This window comes from Cytobacillus oceanisediminis (assembly GCF_003182355.1).
In the GTDB taxonomy this organism is placed as follows: Bacteria; Bacillota; Bacilli; order Bacillales; family Cytobacillaceae; genus Cytobacillus; species Cytobacillus oceanisediminis_A.
This window is the reverse complement of record NZ_QGTW01000003.1, coordinates 1-22,743: the sequence shown is the minus strand read 5'-3', so window position 1 is coordinate 22,743 and position 22,743 is coordinate 1. Positions and strand designations below refer to the sequence as shown.

The window sequence follows — 22,743 nt, the reverse complement described above, 5'->3', positions numbered from 1 at the left end:
ACTAAATGGGATGGCTTTATGACAAGTCCTTCTAATGCTGCTGTTTCAAAAAGTCGAGCACCGGCGAGAATTTCTGTATACTTTTTGTCTGGAAATAGGAATGGAAGGGGTCCCCGCCACTGTTTATCCGTTTCATTAGATTGGGTATTTGGAACTTTTCCATCGTTAACCGCTCGTTTACCTCTTCCCAAAATAAAGGAGTGGCCACAGTCGCCGCTTTGTTTCCTCTGGCTGAATATGGCGCGATGATCGTCTTTCCTTCCGCATGCTGTATATAATCTACATAAAGGCGGCCGCCCCGATTTTTCTTCATTCGTTCAGTTGTAAAAGAATCCGGATCTTTGGACACAAGATATTCTGCTATAAATTCAGTGAACAGGCGCGTTTCATTAAAGGAATACGTATTCTCAGGCAAGGGAATATAAATCTGGAGTCCTTTATTGCCTGATGTTTTGACAAAACTAATCAGCTCCAAGTGATCAAGCACATCTTTAATATATAAAGCGGCTTTTATTGCAAGAGGAAACGCATCCCTTGAAGGAGGATCCAAATCAAATACGATCTCGCTTGGCCCACTGCTGTGAATCGTTTTAAATGGAATATGGTATTCAAATGCCAGCTGGTTCCCTAGCCAAAGAAGAGTCTTTAGATTGTTGCAGACGATATAGTTAATGCCCTCAGACATTTTTGTTTCCACGAAATCCGGGGCGTAATCCGGGCAGTTTTTCTGGTAAAAAGGTTCCCCAAAAATGCCATGCGGATAACGGATGACGGTCAGCAGCCGGTTTTTTAAAAATGGGAGCATATAAGGAGCGATCTCCCGCAAAAAATGAATATAATCGATTTTTTGAACAGAAGGCGTTTCCCACAAAGGTTTGTCGGGATGTGTGATATCTATTTCTGGCGGCAAGTTTTTTTGATGCTGTATAAATTTATCATACGTACAATTATCAGGCTTAAGATCAAATCGGAATTGGTGGAAATGGGGTTCACGCATTTGCTCTTCATAGATCTCCAGGTATTTTACTTCCACGCAAATTGCAGGTTCAACGTAAATAAATCGGCTGTCTTCATCTGTTTTATTATCTTTGATTATTTGGAACAATGCTTGTTTTTCATCAGGTTTTAAGCCGAAGATAAACTGCCCGATGGGATAGATTTTTTCTCCTTGAAATACGCCTGCATAAAAGTAGCCATTTGATTTTTCATAGGCGGTAATGAAGCAGGATACATACTTCCAATTTTTGAATTTTAGCCATAAAGAAGATCTTTTGCCTTCTTCCCATTGATTTTTCGTCTGTTTTGCCACTATTCCCTCGCCGTCATGAAGGACAACCTTTTCCCAAAGTTCATTAAAATTTTGATAATTAGGGATTAGTTGGATGAGTTTAGGATTAGTCTCATCAGGCTTCAATGGCAAATCACATTCTTTAAAAAGGGCCTCTAGTTCCCCTTTTCTGAGATGATACTCTTTATTGCTGATTTTTTTGCCTTTTATCGTCAGGACATCAAAAATTAGAAGGCGGCAAGGAGCTGATTTTGCTTTTTCAGCTATCTTTTTTTCTGATCTCATTCTCCCTCTTACCTGAATTGAACTAAAGTGAGCTTTATAGGCGTTTTCTAAATAGACTAGTTCTCCATCTAGTGTTAGCGGAAGAAATGGCTCTAACTTTTCTTTGTTTTGTTCCAAAAATGCTTTTATTTCAGGGAATAAGTCTAATAATGGTTTATCATTTCTGCTGGTCAGGCTGATTTCCTGATCCCAATGCAGAATAGCCCTGAATCCGTCATACTTGGCTTCAAACATCCACTCCTCGCCTTCGGGTACATCAAAAGTTAGTGTAGGAAGCATTGGTTTCATTGAGGTTGGCCTCCTTGCTGATAGTTCACTTTAGTTTTACCTTTTCCGCAAAAACTACTCTGTTTCCAATTCTTTAAGGGTATGTGCGAATTTGTTAAAACACAAATTAAGAGTACATATAACATAATGAGAATGGAGTTTTACTATGCATACAATGTGGAAAGGAAGCATCAGCTTTGGGCTTGTTAATATTCCGATCAAGCTTCATGCGGCTACAGAGGATAAAGATATAAAGCTGAGAAATCTTCATAAAGACTGTCATTCACCAATTAAGTATGAGAAGACCTGTCCTGTTTGCGAAGTGGAAATCAAAAATGAGGATATCGTCAAAGCGTATGAATACACAAAAGGAAAATTTGTGGTATTGGAGGACGAGGATCTCGAAAAGCTTAAACAGGAAAATGAGGACAAGGCCGTAGAGATTGTGGATTTTGTTAAAATTCAGGAAATTGATCCGATTTATTTTAACCGTACGTATTATATGTCTCCAGGAGATGGAGGAGGAAAGGCCTATTCACTATTAAGAAAAGCGCTTGAGGATTCCGAAAAGGTCGGTTTGGCAAAAATCATCATCCGTTCAAAGGAACAGCTGGCAGTGGTACGCGTTTATGAAAATACCCTTGTAATGGAAACAATTCATTATCCGGACGAAGTGCGCAAAGCTGCAGATGTTCCAAATGTACCTGCAGAAGATAAAGTAACCGATAAAGAAATCGAAACAGCTATCATGCTGATTGACCAGTTAACATCCGACTTCAAGCCTGAAAAATATAATGATGATTACCGGACTGCGCTTCTTGAACTCATCGAAGCCAAGCGGACTGGAAAAGAAATCGTTACACCTGTTGAAAAAGAACCAGCCACCAATGTTACTGACCTTATGGCTGCCCTGCAGGCATCCATTGATAAAACAAAGCCGGCCGAAAAAGAAAAAACGAAAAAACCGGCAGCTAAAAAGAAACGCGCAACAGCAAAGGCAAAAGTGAAAAAACAAGCTTAATTCAATAGGATACCCGCAGGGGATAGATCTGAACCGGTTTTACTTTAAGTAAAACCGGTTTTTTTATATTTTAATGCCTATATTTTTTGAAATACCGGATCGAAAACACCATTTATGCTCGTAGAACTGAAAAAGAGAAGCTGAAGGGAACTAAAGGCCGCGAATAGTGCCCATGGAAACGAAAAAGAGAAGCTGAAGGGAGTTAATCGTCGTGACTAATCCCCTTGAAAAGATAGTGGAGGTCAAATGAGTTAATCCTCATATAAATAAAAATTCTTTTTCTTCTAATAAAAATCCAAAATCACGTTCACTTTCCCCAGATTTGTGGTAATCCTATAACTAAAAAGGATTTGTGCGTATGAGTTGGAAGACGTTAACCTTAAAAAATATTATCTATATTGCATCGGCAGCAGCTATTCTTGGTGTGTTTTTGTTTCTTTTTGTTGAGATTGTTGATGAATTGCGAGAGAAAGAGCTCGTCAGTTTTGATGAGCGGGTGATTGACTATGTTCAAGCTTTTATATCTCCGCGACTTACGGAGTTCATGCAAGTGATTACTTTCCTGGGCTCTGTAAAGTGGCTGGCTTTTGCTGTCATTATAGCAGGAGTCCTGCTGTTTATTTTTAAAAAGCGTTCTTTAGCAATTTTTATGGTTATTTCATCGGGTGTTGGCGCGCTTTTCAATATATTATTAAAGTGGATTTTTAAAAGGGAGCGCCCGGATATTAGGCCATTGATTGAGGAACAGGGATTCAGCTTTCCAAGCGGTCATTCGATGGGTTCGTTCATCTTTTACGGTTCACTTGCATATATGATTGTACATCTGGCAAAAAAAAGAAGATGGAAGACTGCATGGGTATTGCTGCTGGGATTTTTTATTGTTTCAATCGGGTTAAGTCGTATCTATTTAGGGGTCCATTTTCCAAGTGATGTGATTGCAGGGTTTGCTGCAGGCGGTGTATGGCTGACGATTATGATCTTAGGATTTCGTTATTTTGAGTTCCGCAAAAATTTGTAATAAGTATTGAGAATTGTCCACTTTCCTTATAACATAGGGAGAATAACGGAAACGGGAGTGGAAAAAATGAATCAAAAGATTTTGCCTGCTTCTTCAAACATGAAAGAGTTTGAAAAGTTCCTGAAATGCCCTTATGAAATAGGGGTTTTTCTCGACATGCATATCTCTCAGCTGAAGAATGTTTCACAGATGGCAAAAGAACATCAAAAAAAAATGATCTATCATGTGGATCTGATTCACGGAATTAAGAGCGATGATTATGCAACTGAATACATATGCCAGGAATTTAAGCCATACGGATTAATCTCCACCAAGTCCAGCGTAATCCTTAAAGCAAAGCAAAAAGGGGTTATCGCGGTCCAGAGAATTTTCCTGATTGATTCGCATGCTTTAGAGAAGAGCTATAAACTGATAGAAAAAACAAAACCGGATTATATTGAAGTTTTGCCGGGTGCTATGCCTTGGATGATAAAAGAAGTGAATGAACGCTTGAATACCCCAATTTTTGCCGGCGGTCTAATCCGTTCAAGGGAAGAAGTAGTGAACGCTCTTGATGCCGGAGCTGCAGCAATTACCACATCCAAGATGGATTTATGGGAAATCTTCTCATAAATACAACCTGAAATTATATTCAAGAAAAAAGATTGACAACGTTTTCATTGGCTTGTATACTCTATTTAACAAGTTAATTCACGTGTCGGAGATTAGGAGATTCACACAGTTTAACCTTTCAGGGTTTATTCTGTCGTGGATCTCCTTTTTTATTTTCCGATACACTCAATAATGGAAAGGGGATTTTAAGATGTCTGCTTTTATGGGAGAGGTAATTGGGACAATGATTTTGATTCTTTTTGGAGGAGGCGTTGTAGCTGGAGCGAATTTAAAAAAGACCTTTTCATTTAATGGTGGGTGGATTGTCATCACTATTGCATGGGGGCTCGCAGTTACAATGGGTGTTTTTGCAGTCGGATCCATAAGTGGTGCACATTTAAATCCGGCTGTAACGATTGGTTTAGCGCTAAATGGCGATTTCCCATGGCCAAATGTGCCTGGCTATATCATCGCCCAGCTGATTGGCGGCTTTTTAGGCGGCGTTCTTGTCTTCCTGCACTACCTGCCGCATTGGAAAGAAACCGAAGATCAAGGTGCGAAGCTTGCTGTCTTTTCTACAAGCCCAGCAATTCCGCACACTTTTTCAAATCTATTAAGTGAAATCATTGGTACGTTTATTCTGGTGTTAGGCTTGATGTTTATAGGAGCAAATCAATTTACTGAAGGATTAAACCCAATTGCTGTCGGCCTCCTTATTGTCGTTATCGGGATGTCCCTTGGGGGAACTACAGGTTATGCAATCAACCCGGCACGTGATCTAGGCCCCCGCATTGCCCATTTCCTGCTGCCGATTCCTGGCAAAGGAAAGTCTAATTGGGGATATGCATGGGTACCTGTCGTCGGTCCGGTCCTTGGTGGTGCACTTGGCTCTGTGTTCTACCAATTTATGTTCGCAGGAAAGACATCCGGAATGTTATGGGGAGTGCTAGCTGTTAATATAATAGTATTAATTCTTTCATATACTTTCGGAAAAAAGCAGCCCGGAGAAATGGATTCTTCGAAAGTGGCAGCATAAAGCATTTTTATATACAAGAATTGGGGGCTTTAAAATGGAAAAATATATTTTATCTTTAGACCAGGGTACTACTAGTTCACGTGCGATTCTATTCAATAAAAAAGGTGAAATTGTGCATACTGCGCAAAAAGAATTCACTCAGCATTTTCCGAAGCCAGGCTGGGTAGAGCATAATGCCAATGAAATATGGGGTTCTATTTTATCTGTTATTGCTGGCGTCCTTTCAGAATCTGGAGCCAAACCTGAACAAATTGCCGGCATCGGTATCACCAACCAGCGTGAAACAACGGTTGTATGGGATAAGGAAACAGGTGCTCCGGTTTATAACGCTATCGTATGGCAATCGCGTCAAACAAGCGGCATTTGCGACGATCTGAAGGAAAAAGGTTATAACGATTTATTCCGCGAAAAAACCGGGCTTCTAATTGATGCTTACTTTTCCGGGACAAAAGTAAAGTGGATTTTGGATCATGTTGAAGGAGCACGCGAAAAAGCTGAACAGGGAAAATTATTATTCGGAACCATTGATACTTGGCTTATTTGGAAGCTATCTGGTGGTAAAGCGCATGTAACCGATTATTCCAATGCTTCCCGTACGCTTATGTTCAACATCCATGATCTAAAATGGGATGAAGAGCTGCTTGATATTTTAGAGGTTCCAAAATCAATGCTTCCGGAGGTGAAGCCTTCCTCTGAAGTTTATGCGCATTCGGTTGATTATCACTTCTTTGGGAAGAAAGTTCCGATTGCGGGGGCAGCCGGTGACCAGCAGGCTGCGTTATTCGGACAAGCGTGCTTTGATAAAGGGATGGCCAAAAACACATACGGAACCGGCTGTTTTATGCTTATGAATACTGGTGAAAAAGCGGTCCGATCGGAAAATGGCCTGCTAACCACCATTGCGTGGGGGCTTGACGGAAAAATCGAATATGCGCTGGAGGGCAGCATCTTTGTGGCAGGTTCAGCTATTCAATGGCTCCGGGATGGAATGAGAATGCTCAAGGATGCAAAAGACAGCGAGAGCTATGCGAAAAAAGTGGACTCCACGGACGGTGTGTATGTAGTGCCTGCGTTTGTGGGGCTCGGAACACCGTACTGGGATAGTGATGTACGCGGTGCGGTATTTGGTGTGACACGCGGTACGTCCAAAGAGCATTTTATCCGCGCCACTCTTGAATCCCTCGCATACCAGACTAAGGATGTTTTATCTGCGATGGAAGCAGATTCAGGTATTGAATTAAGAACGCTCCGCGTAGATGGGGGAGCAGTTAAAAACAACTTCTTAATGGAATTCCAGTCTGATATTTTGAATGTTCCTGTTGAAAGGCCGACTATTAATGAAACAACGGCCCTAGGAGCTGCCTATCTTGCTGGGCTGGCTGTCGGCTATTGGAATTCCCAGGAGGAAATAGCTGAGCAATGGGCAATTGACAAATCATTTAGTCCATCAATGGCGGAGGAAGTCCGTACTGACCTTTATGGAGGATGGAAAAAAGCAGTTAAGGCAGCGATCGCTTTTAAATAAAGGATATGTTAATGCGGATTGCTGATTTTGGTACCTGCTGATTGGAACTGAAGGCGAGAGATTTTCGAAAATGCATTCGCATTTTCTTCGTGCGGTGCCTATTCAGGATGCTTATTCAATGTCCTGCGCGAAGAGTGAGTCAAATGGAGCCCTCCATAGGCGCGTTATGCGCCGAGGGCAGTTTAACAGACTCTAAATAAAAGTACCCAAATAGAACAATTTATGTTATAATGAAATCAAGTTAATAGTTCGGCAGGAGATGCGGAGAGACCACAAAATCATTATCGGCTAATCGATAATGTATTTTGTGGTCTCTTTTTTATTCCCTACAAATAAAGGGTAGTAAGACAATTAGCTAGCCTTTTCATTTAAGGAGGAGACAGCAATGGCATTTTCAAATTTAAATCGAAATAACATGATAAATAAACTGACTTCCGAAAAATTCGATGTGCTGGTTATCGGGGGCGGCATTACAGGAGCAGGTATTGCTCTTGATGCGGCATCGCGGGGAATGAAGACAGCGCTTGTGGAAATGCAGGATTTTGCGGCAGGAACCTCCAGCCGCTCCACCAAACTTGTTCATGGCGGTTTAAGATATTTAAAACAATTTGAAGTAAAAATCGTTGCGGAAGTCGGTAAAGAGCGTGCAATCGTTTATGAAAACGGACCGCATGTCACCACGCCTGAATGGATGCTTCTTCCAATTCAAAAGGGCGGTACTTTCGGCAAATTCAGCACCTCAATCGGCTTAAGGGTTTACGACTTTTTGGCAGGCGTTAAAAAGTCTGAACGCAGAAGCATGCTATCTGTTCATGAAACTCTGGCCAAAGAGCCGCTTGTTAAAAAAGCCGGATTAAAGGGCGGCGGGTATTATGTGGAATACCGGACAGATGATGCGCGATTAACGATTGAAGTAATGAAAGCTGCTGCTGAAAAAGGCGCCTTGCCTGTTAACTATTTGAAAGTCGATAAGCTTTTATATGACGAAGAGGGTAAAGTATGCGGTGTTTCAGCTGCAGATCAGCTTACAGGCAAACAGCATGAAATAAAAGCAAAAAAAACCGTCAATGCTGCTGGTCCCTGGGTTGACTCCATCCGTGAGAAAGATGGTTCCAAAAGCGGAAAAACATTGCGTCTGACTAAAGGAGTTCATCTTGTAATAGACCAGGCGAAATTCCCTTTGAAACAGGCAGTATATTTTGACACACCTGATAAAAGGATGTTTTTTGCTATACCAAGAGATGGAAAAACCTATGTGGGTACAACGGATACGTTTTATGATTCAGACCCGGTTAACCCGAAAATGACAACCAGTGACAGAACATACATCATAAAAGCAATCAATTTTATGTTCCCTTCTGTAAAGGTTACAGAAGATGATATTGAATCCAGCTGGGCTGGTGTTCGTCCGCTTATATGGGAAGAGGGGAAAGACCCTTCTGAAATATCCCGCAAGGATGAAATCTGGGAATCAGAATCAGGGTTGCTTACAATCGCAGGCGGCAAGCTGACGGGATATCGTAAAATGGCCGAGACCGTTGTCGATCTGCTCGCGGACAAATTCAAACAGGAATTAAATCAAACATACAGCAGCAGTGTCACGAAGAATCTGCCTATTTCCGGGGGGGATGTCGGGGGATCAGTTAAATTTAAAGAATTTATTAATTTCCAGACAGATAAAGGGACAGCTATAGGGTTAACAAACGAAGAATCTTCTCTCCTTGTTCGTATGTACGGTTCAAATGTACCTATCATATTTAATATAATTAAGGAAAAAGGAAGCGAAGCAAAGAAATTTGGCCTTCCAACTGTATTATGGGCAAAGCTGAAATATGCGATTGATCATGAAATGGCAGCAACGCCAATCGATTTCTTTAACCGCAGAACAGGTGCTCTTCTCTTTGACATCGAAACTGTAAGGACTTATCAAGACCAAGTTATAGATTATATGGCTGATGCCTTTAAATGGAAGTTATCCGAAAAAAAGAATTTTGAACACCAGCTAAACCAGGAAATCAGATCTGCTGCCATTCCGGCAGATCAAAACTAAAACTCTCCTTTTGGGGAGTTTTTTCTTTGGCTCTGTTAAACGTCCCTGTTGATTTCAGCTCCTGGGCTCAGAACCGCGGGCGGTCCGACGCTCCCCGGCGCATGGAGGCTCCCTTTGACACGCTCTTCCTGCTGGAGTCTCGTTCCTTCTACTCCAATCAACAGGGTGCCATAATCAGCAATAAGCTTTAACATAGCCTTTTCTTTAAAGTGAAACACAATATTCTTTAACAAAATGTACATTTCTGCGGCATACGATAGACTAGATAAGTTATGGAGGTGGCCTATGTATAATGTTCTGATGTTTGTTGACTCGGGAGTCGATGATTCACTTGCGCTAATGTATGCCTTGCAGCATCCGGATATAAATGTTGTTGGCGTAGTTAGTGCATACGGAAACATCACGAAAGAGCAATCAATCAATAATACTGCCTATTTACTCAAGCTTGCCGGCAGGGAAGACATCCCTGTTATCGCAGGGGCCAGTGGGCCACTGTCAGGGGAGACAGCTGTTTTCTATCCCGAAATACATGGGGAGGAAGGGCTTGGTCCTATACAGCCGCCAGAGGATTTTGTGGGCTTGGAAGTATATGATATCAATAAAGTTATACAGATAGTAAATGATTATAAAAATAATCTCGTAATTGTAGGATTAGGAAGACAAACGGATCTGGCCTTGCCGCTGATACTTTACGGAAAGGATGCCTATAAGAACGTAAATGCCCTTTATTTAATGGGCGGTGCATTTCTTGTACCCGGAAATGTCACAGCTGAGGCAGAGGCAAATTTTTATGCAGATCCAATTGCTGCAAATTCAGTTTTGGAAAAGGCAAAAAACATAAATCTTTTTCCATTAAACGTGACGAATAAAGCCATTATTCGTCCCGAAACCATCAATTTTGTGGCCAATAATACCCAATCACCCTTTAAAGATTTAATAAAGCCGGCCTATGATTATTACTATGAAGCATATAAAAAACTTGTTCCAGGAATAGAAGGTGCACCGCTGCATGATGTTCTGGTGTTAAGTGTGCTAACGAATCCAGATATGGTTAAGTATATCCCGAGAAGGGTAACAGTTGAGCTTTTTGGAAGAGCCAAAGGAAAAAGCATAGCAGACTTTAGGCCAAAACCTGAGGAGGAACCGCCTGAAACACTTGATAACATTGCGATTGAACTGGACGTGGAAAGATTTGTGATTGATTTTATGGAGGTGTTTCTTTCCCAAACCAATACGAACAACAAAAGCCTTTAACCATCTTAAGGGCTTTTTTATTCTTTTGAAGGGAATTAGCCCCCAAGCATAGAAATAGTAGGAAAACATTTGCAGTTAAGGAGAGCTCATAATGAATGACATTCTAGTTTTGGGCGGCACACAATTTTTTGGGAAAAGGCTTGTTGAAAAGCTGCTTACAGAAGGGAAAAAGGTTACAATAGCTACCCGAGGACTTACAAAAGATCCATTCGGTGACAAAGTGAAGCGTTTAATTATAGACAGGGAAAATATGAAATCACAGCTTGATGCTTTTTCGGGGAGGAAATGGGATGTTGTATATGATCAATCATGTTTCTCCCCGCAGGAAGTGAAGGCCACTGCAGAGGCTTTAGATGGAAAGGTGGCACATTATATCTTTACATCCTCAATGGCTGTCTACAATTTTGGGAAATTGCATAAAGAAGACGATTTTAAGCCGGAACAATTTTCTTTTACATATAAACCAAGAAATGCATATAAAGGGTATGAAGGATATCAGGAAGCCAAGCGTGCTGCAGAAGCAGTACTATTTGATTACCCAGGGTTTCAATCAACTTCAGCAAGATTTCCAATCGTAATAGGAACGGATGATTATACAAACCGCCTCAAGTTTCATGTTGAAAAAATCAGGAACGGGCAGCCAATAGGAATTCATGAACCTGAAGCCAGATATAGTTTTATATTATCTGATGAAGCAGCAGATTTTTTATACAGGGTTGGTGAGACGGGGCTTACCGGGGCCTTTAATCCAGGAAGCGAAGGAGATATCTCATTAAGCGAGCTCCTAAGTAAAATTGAAGAAATAACAGGTAAAAAAGCAATAGTAACAGATGAGATAGAAGCAAATAATGCTTCGCCATATGCTCTGCCTGGTTCTTGGTCCGTTAATACAGAACGGGTGAAAAACCTGGGATTTACCTTTTCCGATTTACATGAAACTTTTCATAACTTAATCGGATTCTATTCAACAAACTAAGAAAATAAAAAATATCCTTTAGGTTTGTTAATGATCTATACGAAAGAAAATCCATTGAGTTTCACTAAAAATCAATAAAAGAAAATGGAGGCTTTCTTAACTTTGCTGAAAAATAAAAAAATAAACCGAATTCTTTCCATAATAGGCATGATCATGGCAATCGCCATTGCTTACAGTGTTCTAGTTTATTTAAACAAGGAACAGAATACAGCGGGGGTGCAAAAAGTTTCCAAAACCGAAGAAATGGCTGAGCAGGACTTGATGTACAGTGATTTGGGGGATTTTATTGCCTCAAACCATACATTTTATAATGAAACCCTTGGCTGGGGCAGAGATCGTTTTGTCAGTTGGTCTAAACAGCGGAAACAAGCTGAATTAATTGCAAACTCGCTAAAGAGCCTGACAGCCGAAAATGAAGATTTGCAGCAGGATTTGAACACCATCAGCAATTTGGCAGAAAAGGTCCAGGGAGGCTCGAAGGATAAGGAAGCCCTTATTAAGCTCCATCGATTTTTTCATGATCTTGATATTGATTATAACGACTATAAGGATACAACCGATTACTTTGATGTAACGGAGTATAAAGGGGAAAGTTAAGAGGCATAACAGTTTTCATGATTCAAATAGTGACAAGTTTTTTATCTTGACAGAACAAAGTTTATGAAGTAATATAGGTATTGAAGTATTTGAGGTACAATTTTGAAGTCGTGAATTCACTTGAATGTCGGCGCCCAATGCTCCTTCATTTTGTGTGGAAGTCCGGCTTTTTGTTATGTTTAATGCTCTTTAGGTTTTGAAAGAGTAGGCATGTGTTTGTAATTAAGAAATAATTTGTGTGGACGGCTTTATGTCGAATTTCTTCTTAATCATCTTCTATAAACCAGACACTTCTCCGTTTTTTACTTCAGTAAGTTTCTTACCATTTAATTGAAATCTCAGAGAGCATCGATTCGGATAATAATCCGATATACCTGATTCCCGCTGGCGCGGTCAAGGAGCCGCAAGGATGGAAGAGAGGAAGGGCTTTCATTGTTTTAGGTCATAATTAAATAACTCAAATATATCATTATAAAGGACAGCATGTTTTCTGCTGTCCTTTTTTATTCATTTTTTGCATAAAACACGAACGTTTTGGGTAAAAAAACTTGAAACATATGTTTTTTATGGTATGATGATATTATTAGAATAAGAAACCAAATCGCAGTGACTGACGACAATGCGGAATTAACCGCTGGGGAGCTGCGTCTATGTATAGCCGGTCGTCTGGGCAGAGATAAGGGATTCCCTTGTCTCTTTTTTCATAATTAAATGGAGAAGCCCGTCTGCCTTTTAATGTGCTTTTCCATATCTGGAGGGATATGCATGGAAAATAAGCTTATACTTGATGGAATCGTTGTCGCAAATCATGTGAAGGAACAATTGAAAGGCAAAATCGCCGAATTGAAATTGAACGATGTACAGCCATGCCTGGCAACCATTCTGGTGGGGGATGACCCTTCATCGGAAACGTATGTCAAAATGAAAGGTAATGCCTGTAAAAAGCTCGGAATTATTTCCAAGCGTATTCATCTTTCCAAGAATAGTACAACTGATGATCTTCTTAAGACTATAGCGGAATTAAATGATGATCCGGCAGTACATGGAATACTTCTGCAGCATCCAGTGCCTGGTCATATTGATGAACGCAAAGCTTTTGAAGCGATTGCCATCGAAAAAGATGTTGATGGTGTTACTAGTTTGGGATACGGACAAACCGCTTTCGGATTTGGCGAATACCCTTCCTGTACGCCGGCGGCTATTTTAGAAATTATGGACTACTACAAGCTTGGTGCAGATGGACTGCATGCAGTTGTTGTAGGCAGAAGCCCGATTCTGGGGAAGCCTGTCTCTGCGCTTCTTCTTAATCGAAACGCTACCGTGACAACCTGCCATTCCCACACCCGAAACTTGCCGCAAATCCTTCAGCAAGCTGATATCGTTGTAGCTGCTGTCGGCAAACCTAACTTTATAAAAGGTGAGTGGATCAAAGAAGGAGCCATAATCCTCGATGCTGGCTATAATAAAGGAAACATAGGCGACGTTGAATACGTGACCTGTCATGAGAAAGCTTTTGCTATAACTCCAGTTCCAGGCGGAGTAGGACCCGTTACCATTTCCATGCTATTAAAACATACAGTACAGGCGGCTGAAAAGGCGAGAAAAATGAAGAAAGACGCAAATAGTCAATTTGTCACTATTTGAAAATGATCGCTAAAAAGATTGACTTATGACTATACGTCGTTTATTATTAGGTTAACGCTGTAAAGTTCGTTATATACTTTTTGGATAAGTAGTCGTAGCTGCAAAGAAATGTAGGCGATCGTTCATCCTCATTTTTGGCGGCTGCGACTTTTTTATGTTTAAGTTTATATGGTACATTATAGTGAAAAAACAATTTTTCAGGAGGCAACACAAATGAACACAGGTAAAGTAAAATGGTTTAATGCAGAAAAAGGTTTTGGATTCATCGAATCTTCAGAAGGTCAAGATGTATTCGTACACTTCTCCGCTATCCAAACTGAAGGTTTCAAAACTTTAGAAGAAGGCCAAGACGTAACTTTCGAAATCGTTGAAGGTAACCGTGGACCTCAAGCTGCAAACGTAACAAAAGCATAATCTTGCTTAAAATGAGGTGATGCATGTCTAATCATGCATCACCTTTTTACGTTATTTTACTCATCCACTTTGTAGTCTGCATGCATTCCTCTAAACAGATTCTTCCCATCTAACTGCTTTTTAGGAATAAAACATTTTTCATTTCTTCTAAATAAATTACTTCACTTACAAAATAAAGTTTAAAATTAGTACATTTGGAAATGTAAAAAAGAGATACAAACTGGAAAGCCTAGTAACGTAGTGAACATCATTAAATTAAAAGTTACAGTCTTTTTCAAAAGGCTTTAGTACAAGGAGGAAAATTTATTTTGACAACTTTTTCAGATTTCGGTTTAAGTAATGAAATAGTAAAAGCCCTTTCCAATATGGGGTTTGAAGAACCAACACCAATACAGGCACAAGCGATTCCCATCGGTATGCAAGGCAAGGATATGATCGGACAGGCACAAACCGGGACAGGAAAGACAACTGCATTTGGAGTGCCGCTATTAGAACAAGTAGATATTAATGAAGGCATTCAGGGGCTTGTGCTTGCTCCAACTCGTGAGCTAGCTGTCCAGGTAGCTGAAGAATTGAATCGCATTGGACAAGTGAAAGGAGTTAGAACCCTTCCGGTATATGGCGGCCAGGATATTAACCGCCAAATCCGTGCCCTTAAAAAACACCCGCAAATCATTGCGGCAACACCTGGAAGGCTAATTGACCACATCGAAAGAAAAACGATTCGATTAAGCAATATTAAAATGGTTGTTTTGGATGAAGCAGATGAAATGCTTAATATGGGTTTCATTGAGGATATTGAACGAATCCTCAGTGAAATTAAAGGCGAGCGCCAAACACTTCTTTTCTCTGCTACAATGCCAAAGAGAATTCAGTCTCTTGCGGAAAAATTCATGCAGGAACCTGAAATGGTAAAAGTAAAAGCAAAAGAAATGACCGTTAAAAATATTGAACAATATTATATGGAAGTGCATGAAAAACAAAAATTTGATGTCCTTTGCAATCTTTTGGATATTCAATCTCCGGAATTGGCGATTGTGTTTGGGAGAACAAAAAAACGGGTAGACGAAGTAGTAGAAGGTCTTATTAAAAGAGGTTATTCAGCTGAAGGAATTCATGGAGATATTCCTCAGGCAAAGCGTGACCAGGTTATCCGCCGTTTTAAAGAGCAGACTATCGAGATTATGGTTGCGACAGACGTTGCTGCCCGTGGCTTGGATATTTCCGGCGTATCCCATGTTTATAACTTTGATATCCCGCAGGATCCGGAAAGTTACGTTCACCGTATTGGCCGTACCGGACGTGCAGGAAACAAAGGGCTTGCGATTACGTTCGTTTCACCAAGAGAAATTGATCATTTGAAAATTATTGAAAGTGTAACAAAAAGTAAAATGGCCAAAAAGCCGGTACCTTCATTTAAAGATGTGGTTGAAGGCAATCAGCAGGCTACCATCAATAAGTTAATGGAAGTTATTGATAAAGGCGAACATGCAGACTTTAAGAGATCGGCGGAAACGCTTCTTGAGGATACCGATTCTGTGACAATGCTGGCAGCTGCTTTGAAATTACTGACAAAGGGTCCTGATGTGACACCTGTTAAATTGACTGCAGTTGAACCTATCCGTGTGAGAAAGCCTAAAGGCGGTGACCGTGGCGGCAGAAGATTTGGAGACAGGTCCAGAAGCGGCAGCCGGGATAGAAGAGATTTTAAAGGCGGAAGAGACAGACGCAGCAAAAATCGCAGTAAATAATTTTTATTAGTGTTCAAAAAGGGACATTACATCGATTTTTAAAGGACTTTTTGAACAACTTATTATAAAATCTGATTAATTTACCCATATTAGTAAATGCAGGGTAAAATATCACCCTGTGAGTTATAGATATTAGGAGGAAATAAAATGGCAACAGGCAAAGTAAAATGGTTTAATGCAGAAAAAGGTTTTGGTTTTATCGAAGTTGAAGGTGGAGAAGATGTATTTGTACATTACTCTGCAATCCAAACAGAAGGCTTTAAATCCCTTGATGAAGGCCAAGAAGTTAACTTTGACATAGAGCAGGGCCAGCGTGGACCTCAAGCTGTTAATGTAACAAAGTTATAATGCAAATAAAGGAGCCCCTTGCTGAAAAGGGGCTCCTTTATTTTTCTCTGAAATAGAGGATCTTTACATCGACTGATAGGGAGGAGGAGCACTTATTAAAATAATCATTGTGTCCGATACCCATATGCCAAAAAGAGCTAAAAAGCTGCCGGGTGTCCTTCTGCAGGAACTAGATGGCTGCGATTTAATTATTCATGCCGGCGATTGGCAGACCATTGATATATATCATGAATTAAAGACATATGCGCCTGTTGAAGGTGTATATGGAAATACGGATAGCGAAGAGATACGCGGTCTTTTTAGAGACAGGCTGCTGCTGGAGATAGAAGGATATAAAATAGGGGTGGTTCATGGACATGGAAAGGGGAAAACCACAGAAAAAAGAAGTATCGCGGCTTTTGGGAAAGAGAGAATGGATATCATTATATTTGGGCATTCGCATATTCCGGTGCATAAACAGGAAGGTGGACTCACGCTGTTTAATCCGGGTTCCCCCACAGACAAGCGCAGACAGCCGCAATATTCATTTGGCATTATGGAAATAGAAGATAAAATGCACCTCAGGCATAGCTTTTATGATTCAAAAGCATGAAAAACGGCTCTTTAAAGCCGTTTTTCTATACTTTTAAAGTTTATTTAAATCGTATTCATAATAATCCTGAGTGCCGTATGGCTCAAATCCGCATGATTTGTACAAGCCCAGGGCATGCTCGTTTTCTGCTGCTACTTCAAGATGCACCCTTTCAATCCCTTTGTTTTGTTCATTCATAACAACTTGTGAAAGTGCGCTTCTGCCGATTCCATTTCCCTGCAGAGAGGGTTTAATGGCGAAACCGTAAATCCAAATTGCATCTTCCTCTTTTTTAATCCTTATTTTCCCAGCTTTTTTTCCTCCGTATTCAACGATAAAGGTTGGTTCATTTCCTCTAAGCCAAACTTCTTTATTAAAAGCTATTGCCTCATGATCAGGGATATCGAAGCAGACTGAATCCAGGTAACTAATGAATTTGAGGTCGCTTTCAATTGCATTTCGCAAAGTTACTTGGGGATTTACTTCTGCTATTATCATGCTTGCCTGGCGTTTCATTTGGTATTCCGAAAAAGAATAAGTGCAGGGCCGGGATTTTAAAAAGCTTTTTGCAGAAGCGGAGTTGGCGGGGGCATTAATAAGCAATTTGCTGGCTTTTTCCAGTGAGTGCCTTGCCTGCTTGAACAGCTGGCTGAAAATACCCTTTTGCCTGTGTTGTGGGTGAACCATTCCGCATAATTCCATAGGCCCCCCGAAAGTGTAGAGAGCGAGATAACCGAGTAATTTTCCATTATCATCATATTGGAAAAAGTCATTTTGCTGCCCATCAGGCCTGTTCCGCAAGCTATCCCAATTTAGCTTTAAATCAATATTTTCTTTCTCTTCGCATATCTCCTGCAAGGATCTAATATCATCTAATTGTTTATTTTCCAGCACTCCTTCTACCTCCCTAGAATTATTCAGTCTAAATTACTTCTTGAATATCATATAGGAAAAAATTACAAACGAATAGACCCAAATTGGGTTTCAGCCTTTAAGAGAGGGTAATAATAGGAATATAATTTTCTTTATGTTAGCATGGGATGAGTAGAGGGGGAGAATCCGTGAAAACTTTTACTGTAAATTTCCACAAAGAAGATCAGGTGCAGCCTATGCATGTTCAAAAACTAAGTGAAAAAGATTTTGAGGAATACACTGTGGGTGGAACAAGGCATTTATTTGAGCTTGATACCAACATTGGTTATTTTATTTTTTTCGATGCTCTTGATAATGATGGTAAAGAATCCTATATGGTTTTGCAATATGAAGAGGACCAGGAAGAGCCGAACGCTTGCTATGCTTTTGAATTAAAAGACTTTTATCAATTTGCAGCGCTGCATCTGAATGATTTGGACTTTAATGAGGAAAATGATCAGAATGAAGATGAAGAGGCTTATACGCCAATCCAACACTTAGCGCACTTAATGTACCACATTTCAGAGGAAGGCAAGAATATCGAGGTATGATAAAATAAAAAGAGCAGGGAACCCTGCTCTTTTTATTACGCTTGAGATATGTTTTCACTGCAGAAGCGGGAAACTGTTTTCTCTTCCTCTTCGTCCAACGCGAATTCCAAAACCTTTCCTGTCTGGTTTTCGAGAAAGTGGTAATTTAGAATCCTTTCATCCTCATCGTTTTTATAGAAAAGTACTCTCAATTTTATGCCATTCACTGAATACAAATCATCTTCCTCATCAACATCGATATCTAAAAAGAATTCATAGCGGTCACCGGTTAGGATGCCAGTCGGATCTTTTATGTACTCAACCGAATATCCTGTAATGTTCATGGCCTTCACCCTTTCTTACATAAACATAACCTGCTGTACAAGTCATTATACACTTTTCCCCGAAGAGAATGATAGTATTTACTCTGTTTGTAATTTTGAGTAAAATGAAGCTGACTAAAAAGTATATCTTTTTGACAGGTTAACCTATATATGTTATACTATTTTTAGTTAAAAGAATATAATATTGCCCGTAAACACTTGTTATATAGAGCCGGTATGTTCTGTCCCTTTATATAGCAAGTGATTTTTATTTTGGGTATAGGGTCTTACTCTTTGGGAGGTGCCTGATTATGGCAATGGGATTTGGCAGAAGGAATATGGAAGAAATAAAGGTTGAGGAAGTTAAGGTTTGGGAATGTTCATCAGAATCTTGTAACTGCTGGGTGAGAGACAATTTTAAAAGCAGCCAAGTACCTATCTGTCCAATTTGTAAAAGTGAAATGAACGAGACGACAAAAGAATTGCAGGTCGTTAACAATAACAGCATCTTTTCTAAATAATGAAAAAAGGGCGATTATTTTAGTCGCCCTTTTATTTTTGATTAATTTTCTCGATAACATTAGGCAGTTCATCTGGCTTTAAAAACTCAATTGGGGAGAATCCCTTTTCAAACAAAATACTGTCAGCTTCAATAAGCAGTACATAGCGGCCATTTACCTTGGCCATATGAATGGTGTCTCCGAAATCCGAGAGAAGGCCGTTTATGGAAACATGATCCATTTTAAGCTTCAGTTCAATCTCGGGTGAATGTTCTATAATTTGTGCAGCAGCCTCGATTACTTGATCAGAGGAAAATCTCTCTTGTATTTCTCTTTTCGGGCTAGCAGCCCATACTTCCATGCTCGCTTCTATCTGTTCTTTTTCTTCACTTTCCGGCTGAAAAGTTTCATTAATATGATCCTGTACCATTCCTATCACTTGAGTTTTAACAATTTCCGGGAGGGAGGGTTCATAGTCTACAAACTTTAAAAAGTCTTCAAAGTATCGCGCATGCGAGGACTGGTGGATTTTTAGTTCTCCTTCCTCAATCATGCCTTCCTCCGGCATATAAGGATACTGAATCGATTTCATATTTTTAGTCGTAATTGCCATTTCCACATTTCTAATAAGGGTAGTTTCATCAGAAATTGATGCTACCTTTGGTTCGAAGTCACATTTCATGATAAAAAGGAAAGGTTCATCGAAATATTTCCTCAGCTTGGCATTTGCCACCAGCAAGACTCCTCCACGGACAGCGCTTGTATCAATATAGGCATTAACGATTTGTTCATTAGCCTCCCGGAAAAATTCCTTGGTTTCAGCCATTCTCACACGATTAAAAAGATTATAATTGGGGTTGGAGCTTAAATCATATCCCGGCTCCACAATAAATCGCCCAATTTTAGTAGGCGCCTGGTCTGTTTTCGGATGTCTTTCAACTTTCCTTTTTGAAATCTTTGCAAGTTCTCCATCTAAAAAGTCTTTCAAAGCACTATTTTCGTAATCCTCAGATTCAAGAGTTTGAAAGTGTTTAGAGAATTTTTCTGCGTTTTCTCCTTTTCCTTCTACCTGGACCACATAAAAAGATAAATAATTTATTTCAAAATCCATTTAATTCACCTGTTTTTCTTCTAATTTGACTTTTCTAGTATAGGAAAGGGGAGAACCAACGTCAATTCGTTTTAGTTCTTCCTGGTAAAGTATATGTTTGCGTCTGCTGAACAAAATAATGGAAACAGTTAAAACTGGAAGTGGAAAAATTGTCAACTAATTTACTGTGGTTCATTGGCTTGCTCCTTATAAGTGCATGGATTATGTATATTACATATAAGAAAACTAAATTTTATCTTAATCTTGCTGTATATTTTTTCACAATGGGCCTTTCCTTTTTAATGGAGTACATTGTACTGATCTTAGGGGATGCTTATTCCTATTATCCGAGGGTTTTTTCAAACCAATGGTATGATGATGTTTTTGGCTCCAGTATTTCACAGGCCTTTTTCATTCCAAGTATACTTATGGCAATTGCTGCTTTCCGTATTAATCTCAAATGGGTTATTTTGATTATCGTGTCTATCTTTGGAATTGAAGAGCTCTACCTCTGGCTGGGGATTTACAGGCATAATTGGTGGAATTCCTGGTACACAGCAGTAATCCTGTTTATATCTGTTTTTATAATAAAGTGGTGGAGAAATAGGGTCGAGGGACCTGATTTTTTTATTCAATTTGTAACTATTTATATGGCCATCACCACTATCTTTCAAGCTGTATCCTTTTATTTGCCGGCTATATTAGAAACACACAAGTATACGATCGGATGGTTTGAATCACCATACCAGGACCATATTGCTTTTAACGTTTTAATTTGGATCATCTATGCATTTTTTTTAACTTTAATTATTATTAAATTTTATCGCGTTCTTTGGCTCGCAATCCTTTTCCTTGCAGATTACCTATTTCATATCATCCTTATAAAAATGGAAATATTGCATATAAACTCTTTTTGGCACCCAATTTTCTTTAGCATTATTCTTATAGTTCTGATGATCCTGATTAGGAAACTAAACGCTTATATGTTTCCGCAATTAAAAAAATAGTGTTTTTGGGCTTAAAATTAGATTTTTTAAATAATTCGATTTATTCTATAATAAAAACGAAGGACTTAATGTTAATAAAAGAGGTATCAAATGAATGATAAAGGAAGAGCCCTGAATAAACTGGAGGGCACAGAAAAAGAGCTTCAATTTTATAAAAACCTCATCAGCCAGCTCCCTTTTTCTTTTTCTTATAGAGATGCTGAAATGGGAATGCAGCTTGATAAGGGGAATGATGAATACTATTCGATTTTTTATAATGAAGAAATCCAGCAAACCAAACTGTCGCATATTGATAAAAAGCTAGAGGACCTTCCATTTATTGAAATTGAAAACTTTCTAGAGCCAATACTTGACCTTGTTCCCCATCATATTGTCTTTATTGACAAAAAGGGTGTGGTGACTCTATGCAATTTACAGGCTTGCAAAGATCTCCATAAGAGTAAAGAAGATATAGTAGGCCGTCATATAAGAGACCTATTGCAAATTCCAGACGAGAAAATAAATTTGCTGGAGACTCTAAAATCTGAAAAGGCTATAGTAAATAGAGAAATACTTGATAAAAATTATGGCATTAATAATACAAGAATTATCAGGGGCCCGGATGGGAATATTCAAAGGGTTATCGGAGTTTTTCATTTCTTGAATGGAATTAAGGAAGCGGAGAAAGCAGCACTTGCAGGCAGGATAGCAGCAGGTATAGCCCATGAAATTAGAAATCCTCTAACAACCGTTAGAGGTTTCTTGCAGATACTTCAAAGTAATTCAGATAAGGTGACGGCTGATTTGTTTAAAACTTTGCTTATTCCTGAAATCGACAGAGCCAACAAAATCATTTCCGATTTCCTCAGAATTGCAAAGCCTGCAGAAATTACAACAGAAGAGATAAAGGTGAAGGAATTTATATATGATTATTTAGGTAAATTCTTAAATAGTGAAGCGTTGCTTCATAATATTGTTATTGAATATGAAACAAATCCCGATATCCTTCATTGCTCTTTTCAAGTGAACCGTGAAGAACTTTTGCAGGTTTTTATTAACCTGCTGCAAAATTCACTGCAGGCAGCGGGGAGTGCTGAATTGCAAATCCAGTTGAAGGCTGAAAGGGCGGGGGATGATATAAGGTTCACTTTTAAAGATAACGGCAAGGGTATTAGCGAATCGATTATTGACCATATATTTGACCCATTCTTTACAACAAAAGATGAAGGGACTGGCCTTGGCCTTTCTGTTTCACAAAAAATAATTGAAAACTATAATGGCACAATGGATGTTTTTAGTGACAGTTCTGGGACGAGCTTTATTATAGACTTGCCGATCTCAAATCCAGAGAATGGAATAAACTACCACAGCCCAAGGCGTTGACTGTAATTCTAACTGGTGCTATTATTTAAGAACAGCTTTCGGGAAAAAAGAAAACAGTTAATGAGATGAAAAAAAACCAAGAAACTGTTGACGTCGAAAATTGTGTGTGGTATATTAGTAAAGTTGCTTCAAAAAAACCGATGCTGCTCGAGGGAGAAATTCTCAGCTCGACGCAAAGTGTATGTGTAATATCAATTATGTTACTAACGAGGTTAATGAAGCAAGCAGTGTTGTTCTTTGAAAACTGAACGAACAAAAACGTCAACGTTTATTCTTTAGTCTTTTTTGAAAAGACAACTTATGAGCTTAATCAACTCTTATATGGAGAGTTTGATCCTGGCTCAGGACGAACGCTGGCGGCGTGCCTAATACATGCAAGTCGA

General features: G+C 39.5%; 23 protein-coding genes, 1 rRNA gene and 1 riboswitch. Of the genes, 19 read left to right on the top strand and 5 right to left on the bottom strand.

Going from position 1 to position 22,743, the window contains the following annotated elements; genetic code table 11:
• Positions 1 to 31: 31 nt before the first annotated feature.
• Entirely contained in the window at positions 32 to 1,861 is a 1,830-nt protein-coding gene (locus DFO73_RS06820; RefSeq protein ID WP_110064036.1) for a DNA ligase D, read from the bottom strand.
• A gap of 145 nt (positions 1,862 to 2,006) precedes the next feature.
• Between DFO73_RS06820 and ku the strand changes: the two genes are divergently transcribed.
• From ku to DFO73_RS06790, 6 genes are all read left to right on the top strand, one after another.
• Positions 2,007 to 2,861: a non-homologous end joining protein Ku gene (gene ku / locus DFO73_RS06815; RefSeq protein WP_110064035.1), complete on the top strand. Its 855-nt coding sequence runs from the start codon at positions 2,007 to 2,009 to the stop codon at positions 2,859 to 2,861.
• A gap of 358 nt (positions 2,862 to 3,219) precedes the next feature.
• Positions 3,220 to 3,879, top strand: coding sequence for a phosphatase PAP2 family protein (locus DFO73_RS06810; RefSeq protein WP_110064034.1), 660 nt, complete (start codon positions 3,220 to 3,222; stop codon positions 3,877 to 3,879).
• A 66-nt stretch (positions 3,880 to 3,945) separates the two neighbouring features.
• Positions 3,946 to 4,491 (top strand): glycerol-3-phosphate responsive antiterminator, encoded by a 546-nt coding sequence (locus DFO73_RS06805; protein WP_110064033.1) that lies wholly within the window; start codon positions 3,946 to 3,948, stop codon positions 4,489 to 4,491.
• Positions 4,492 to 4,681: 190 nt separating this feature from the next.
• Positions 4,682 to 5,506 carry an MIP/aquaporin family protein gene (locus DFO73_RS06800; RefSeq protein WP_110064032.1) on the top strand — a complete coding sequence of 275 codons (825 nt, stop codon included), beginning with the start codon at positions 4,682 to 4,684 and terminating at the stop codon, positions 5,504 to 5,506.
• 34 nt (positions 5,507 to 5,540) lie between these two features.
• The gene (gene glpK / locus DFO73_RS06795) at positions 5,541 to 7,031 is read left to right on the top strand and encodes a glycerol kinase GlpK (protein ID WP_110064031.1); all 1,491 of its coding nucleotides are present in this window, start codon (positions 5,541 to 5,543) and stop codon (positions 7,029 to 7,031) included.
• Between the two features lie 385 nt (positions 7,032 to 7,416).
• Positions 7,417 to 9,081, top strand: coding sequence for a glycerol-3-phosphate dehydrogenase/oxidase (locus tag DFO73_RS06790; RefSeq protein ID WP_110064030.1), 1,665 nt, complete (start codon positions 7,417 to 7,419; stop codon positions 9,079 to 9,081).
• Between the two features lie 35 nt (positions 9,082 to 9,116).
• Here the strand turns inward: DFO73_RS06790 and DFO73_RS06785 are convergent, their stop codons facing one another.
• Positions 9,117 to 9,314: a hypothetical protein gene (locus DFO73_RS06785; RefSeq protein WP_110064029.1), complete on the bottom strand. Its 198-nt coding sequence runs from the start codon at positions 9,312 to 9,314 to the stop codon at positions 9,117 to 9,119.
• Between the two features lie 52 nt (positions 9,315 to 9,366).
• Here DFO73_RS06785 and DFO73_RS06780 point away from each other — a divergent pair, with 52 nt between their 5' ends.
• The 8 genes from DFO73_RS06780 to DFO73_RS06745 all read left to right on the top strand — a co-directional run bounded on the left by DFO73_RS06780 (position 9,367) and on the right by DFO73_RS06745 (position 16,657).
• Complete coding sequence (locus DFO73_RS06780) at positions 9,367 to 10,335, top strand: nucleoside hydrolase (protein ID WP_110064028.1); 969 nt, start codon at positions 9,367 to 9,369, stop codon at positions 10,333 to 10,335.
• Positions 10,336 to 10,426: 91 nt separating this feature from the next.
• On the top strand, positions 10,427 to 11,311 hold the full coding sequence (locus tag DFO73_RS06775; RefSeq protein WP_110064027.1) for an NAD-dependent epimerase/dehydratase family protein: 885 nt from the start codon (positions 10,427 to 10,429) through the stop codon (positions 11,309 to 11,311).
• A gap of 102 nt (positions 11,312 to 11,413) precedes the next feature.
• Complete coding sequence (locus tag DFO73_RS06770) at positions 11,414 to 11,908, top strand: hypothetical protein (RefSeq protein ID WP_110064026.1); 495 nt, start codon at positions 11,414 to 11,416, stop codon at positions 11,906 to 11,908.
• Between the two features lie 596 nt (positions 11,909 to 12,504).
• A riboswitch (ZMP/ZTP riboswitch) is annotated at positions 12,505 to 12,587 on the top strand.
• An 86-nt stretch (positions 12,588 to 12,673) separates the two neighbouring features.
• Positions 12,674 to 13,552, top strand: coding sequence for a bifunctional 5,10-methylenetetrahydrofolate dehydrogenase/5,10-methenyltetrahydrofolate cyclohydrolase (locus DFO73_RS06765; RefSeq protein ID WP_110064025.1), 879 nt, complete (start codon positions 12,674 to 12,676; stop codon positions 13,550 to 13,552).
• Positions 13,553 to 13,765: 213 nt separating this feature from the next.
• The gene (locus DFO73_RS06760) at positions 13,766 to 13,966 is read left to right on the top strand and encodes a cold-shock protein (RefSeq protein ID WP_009332508.1); all 201 of its coding nucleotides are present in this window, start codon (positions 13,766 to 13,768) and stop codon (positions 13,964 to 13,966) included.
• Between the two features lie 308 nt (positions 13,967 to 14,274).
• On the top strand, positions 14,275 to 15,717 hold the full coding sequence (locus DFO73_RS06755; RefSeq protein WP_181395945.1) for a DEAD/DEAH box helicase: 1,443 nt from the start codon (positions 14,275 to 14,277) through the stop codon (positions 15,715 to 15,717).
• A gap of 147 nt (positions 15,718 to 15,864) precedes the next feature.
• Positions 15,865 to 16,065 (top strand): cold-shock protein, encoded by a 201-nt coding sequence (locus DFO73_RS06750; RefSeq protein WP_110064024.1) that lies wholly within the window; start codon positions 15,865 to 15,867, stop codon positions 16,063 to 16,065.
• Positions 16,066 to 16,159: 94 nt separating this feature from the next.
• Positions 16,160 to 16,657: a metallophosphoesterase family protein gene (locus tag DFO73_RS06745; RefSeq protein WP_110064023.1), complete on the top strand. Its 498-nt coding sequence runs from the start codon at positions 16,160 to 16,162 to the stop codon at positions 16,655 to 16,657.
• Between the two features lie 33 nt (positions 16,658 to 16,690).
• On the opposite strand, the gene DFO73_RS06740 is transcribed toward DFO73_RS06745, so the two are convergent.
• Positions 16,691 to 17,530 (bottom strand): GNAT family N-acetyltransferase, encoded by an 840-nt coding sequence (locus DFO73_RS06740; RefSeq protein ID WP_110064022.1) that lies wholly within the window; start codon positions 17,528 to 17,530, stop codon positions 16,691 to 16,693.
• Positions 17,531 to 17,697: 167 nt separating this feature from the next.
• Here DFO73_RS06740 and DFO73_RS06735 point away from each other — a divergent pair, with 167 nt between their 5' ends.
• Positions 17,698 to 18,099 (top strand): cytosolic protein, encoded by a 402-nt coding sequence (locus DFO73_RS06735; RefSeq protein WP_110064021.1) that lies wholly within the window; start codon positions 17,698 to 17,700, stop codon positions 18,097 to 18,099.
• A gap of 35 nt (positions 18,100 to 18,134) precedes the next feature.
• Here DFO73_RS06735 and DFO73_RS06730 read toward each other — a convergent pair whose 3' ends face one another.
• Entirely contained in the window at positions 18,135 to 18,422 is a 288-nt protein-coding gene (locus tag DFO73_RS06730; RefSeq protein WP_110064020.1) for a DUF6509 family protein, read from the bottom strand.
• A 290-nt stretch (positions 18,423 to 18,712) separates the two neighbouring features.
• On the opposite strand from DFO73_RS06730, the gene DFO73_RS06725 reads away from it, so the two are divergent.
• Entirely contained in the window at positions 18,713 to 18,922 is a 210-nt protein-coding gene (locus DFO73_RS06725; RefSeq protein ID WP_110064019.1) for a cold-shock protein, read from the top strand.
• A gap of 31 nt (positions 18,923 to 18,953) precedes the next feature.
• Here the strand turns inward: DFO73_RS06725 and DFO73_RS06720 are convergent, their stop codons facing one another.
• Entirely contained in the window at positions 18,954 to 20,012 is a 1,059-nt protein-coding gene (locus DFO73_RS06720) for a DUF3900 domain-containing protein (RefSeq protein WP_110064018.1), read from the bottom strand.
• Positions 20,013 to 20,161: 149 nt separating this feature from the next.
• On the opposite strand from DFO73_RS06720, the gene DFO73_RS06715 reads away from it, so the two are divergent.
• From DFO73_RS06715 to DFO73_RS06705, 3 genes are all read left to right on the top strand, one after another.
• Positions 20,162 to 20,998, top strand: coding sequence for a hypothetical protein (locus DFO73_RS06715; RefSeq protein ID WP_258309290.1), 837 nt, complete (start codon positions 20,162 to 20,164; stop codon positions 20,996 to 20,998).
• 90 nt (positions 20,999 to 21,088) lie between these two features.
• Positions 21,089 to 22,360: a two-component system sensor histidine kinase NtrB gene (locus DFO73_RS06710; RefSeq protein WP_181395944.1), complete on the top strand. Its 1,272-nt coding sequence runs from the start codon at positions 21,089 to 21,091 to the stop codon at positions 22,358 to 22,360.
• Positions 22,361 to 22,678: 318 nt separating this feature from the next.
• Positions 22,679 to 22,743, top strand: a 16S ribosomal RNA gene (locus DFO73_RS06705); the annotation flags it as partial.